The organism is Massilia sp. CT11-108, from assembly GCF_047302915.1.
GTDB lineage: Bacteria > Pseudomonadota > Gammaproteobacteria > Burkholderiales > Burkholderiaceae_D > Telluria > Telluria orientalis.
The window spans coordinates 1-2,696 of sequence record NZ_JBKYMO010000641.1; the positions used below are offsets into that span (position 1 = coordinate 1).

Sequence of the window (2,696 nt, forward strand, 5' to 3'; positions counted from 1 at the left end):
GTACCGCTGAGCACCTGCGTGCCGCCCGCGACGTTCACGCCGCCGAAACCGGCGATCATGCCTGCAAAGGTGTCGCCAGCATTGGTCAGCGTCAGCGTCTGTCCGCCCAGCCACACCGTCCCCGAACCGGACAGCGATGTCACCTGGGCGCCATTGTCCGTGGCGGCAATATCGAACACGCCGTTGTTGGCCACACCGCTGGACAGCGCGATGCTGCCCGAACCGGACAGCGCCAGTGCGCCGCCCTGGTCGATCGACGTGGCGCCGAAATAGATATTGGTACCGCTGAGCACCTGCGTGCCGCCCGCGACGTTCACGCCGCCGAAACCGGCGATCATGCCTGCAAAGGTGTCGCCGGTATTGGTCAGCGTCAGCGTCTGTCCGCCCAGCCACACCGTCCCCGAACCGGACAGCGAGTTCACGTTGGCGCCGTTGTTCGTCGCGGCGATATCGAACATGCCGTTATTGAGCAAGCCGCTCGACAGGGCAATGCTGCCGGAACCCGACAGGGACAGGCCCGCGTATTGGTCGACCTGGGTGGCGCCCCCATGGACGTTCACACCGCCCAGCGTCTCGTAGCCGCCGGCGACCACCAGGCTGCCCGAACCCTGCAGCGTGCCGAGATAAAAGCCGTCCGCGGCGGTCAAGGTCAGCGTCCTGGCGTCCATCAGCACGGTCCCGGAACCCGACAGGCTGACGAGGTGCGAGCCGGCATCCGTGCCGGTGATATCGAGCGTACCATCGTTCGTCAGATTGGTGCCGGCCAGCAAGGCATTCGAGCCGTCGCCGTCGGACACCGACAACGATGTGCCAGCGGGAATATAGTCCGACATGCCCTGCTGCGCGAACGACACGAGCGGAAACAGCGCGAGCAACGCAGTCGCCAGGAGCGTCCGGGCGCCGGAATAAGCGCCGCCCCCGTCCGGCACGCCATCTTGGCCGCGGGTCGTTCCCGCAGCGTCCTTGCCGTTGGCGCAGCCGATTTCGGCGACCGCCATGAGCATACGACGTTTCTTGTTCCAGACGAGACGATAGATGTGATTCATGGCAGTGTGATGTATTCCGTAAAAACAGCAAGACCGGACGAAAGGACAGCGACAAACGTTGATTATCGGCGACAAAAATGCCACTAGGGAACATTTGTTCCCGAAAAAACGAAACGATAGTAAGAGTTCGTGTGTCGAAACAACGAAAAGTAGACCTTCTGGTAACTTGACGAGGCAGCGCGTCAATACGCGATGACGGCCAAGTCGTGCGCCACCCGCGCAACGACGTCGTCCCAGGCACCGGCATGGCGCTGGCGGTACAACCGGAGCACGCCCGGATACCAGGGCGAATCGACGCGCTCTTCCATCCAGCGCCAGTCGGGATGGATGGCCGGCAGCAGCACCCAGCAGCGCTTGCCCAGTGCGCCGGCGACATGGGCCACGGCCGTATCGACGCAGATGACCAGGTCGAGCTCCGCCACGATTGCCGCCGTATCGCCGAAGTCCGCGATTCCGGCGCCGAGTTCGAGGAGTTCAAGGCCGTCCGGGCCGGCCCGCCGCGGCTCGCCGTCCATGCCGCGCTGCAGACTGACGAACGCGACGCCCGGCACCGACCACAGCGGGGCCAGGACCGACAGATCCGGCAGGGAGCGGTTCGCGTCATTGACGTGCCCGCCAAAGCCGCGCCAGACGAGGCCGACACGCATTCCGGCGGGCAGCATATCCAGCCGGGCACGCCAGTACGCGCGGCGCGCGGGGTCCGCGGCGAGGTAAGGGAGCGTGGCCGGGATCGTCGCGAGCGTGGTTTCGGCGTGCATCGGCAGACTCAACATGAAAACCCAGAAATCGTGCGGCGCCAGGTGCCCCGCCTCGCTCATGGGGACGACGCGGTCGGCGCCGGCAGCACCGCGCAGCAAGGGCAGCAGCGCATCGTGGCAGATCAGCGTGACCGTCCGCGCGCCGGCCGCTTTCAGCAACGGCAGGTAGCGCACGAACTGGATCTGGTCGCCGAAGCCCTGCTCCGGCCACACGGCGATGGCCTTGCCGTCCAGCGCCTCCCCGTTCCACTGCGGGAAACCGGGCGCCGGCCTGACGGCGATCGGACGCGCCAGTGCCGGATCGTGCCGCGCCTCCATCCACGGCCAGCCTTCGGCCAGCCGCCCCTGTGCCAGCAGCAGGAAACCGAGGTTCCAACGCGCTTCCGGATAGCCGGGGTCGGCGGCGATCGCCTGCCGGTACGCATCCTCGGCCTCGCCGGCACGCCCCTGGCGCTGGCGCAGGGTGCCCAGGTTGTTCAACGTCTTGGCGAGGCCGGGCCGGGCCGCGAGCGCGCGCCGATACGCAGCCTCGGCGTCATCGTCACGCTGCATGTACTGGTAGACGTTGCCCAGCGAATTCCAGACTTCCGGGTCGTGCGCGCGCCACCGCAGGCTGGTGCGCAGCGCGGCCTCGGCCTCGGCGTAGCGGCCGGATTGCGTGTACGACAGGCCGAGGTTGTGCCAGGCGTCGGCGTACCCGGGGCGGCACGCGACCGCCTGCAGGTACTCCCGTTCGGCCGCTTCCGGCTGGCCCGACCTGGCCAACAGCACCGCGAAGTTGTTGTGGAGTTCGGCATTGTCCGGACGCAGCAGCAGTGCCGCCCGGTAGCACTCGGCCGCCTCGGCACGCCGTCCCAGCCGGTGCAGCAGGCCGACGCCGCATCCCTGCAGC

At 67.4% G+C, this 2,696-nt stretch carries 2 protein-coding genes; both read right to left on the reverse strand.

Annotation, left to right across the window (positions count from 1 at the left end):
- Positions 1-1,046, reverse strand: a 1,046-nt coding sequence (locus tag ACEN88_RS28765) for an ESPR-type extended signal peptide-containing protein (protein ID WP_413345191.1), incomplete at its 3' end; no start/stop codon positions are given.
- A 182-nt stretch (positions 1,047-1,228) separates the two neighbouring features.
- On the reverse strand, positions 1,229-2,696 hold a 1,468-nt coding region (locus tag ACEN88_RS28770), incomplete at its 5' end, for a tetratricopeptide repeat protein (protein ID WP_413345193.1).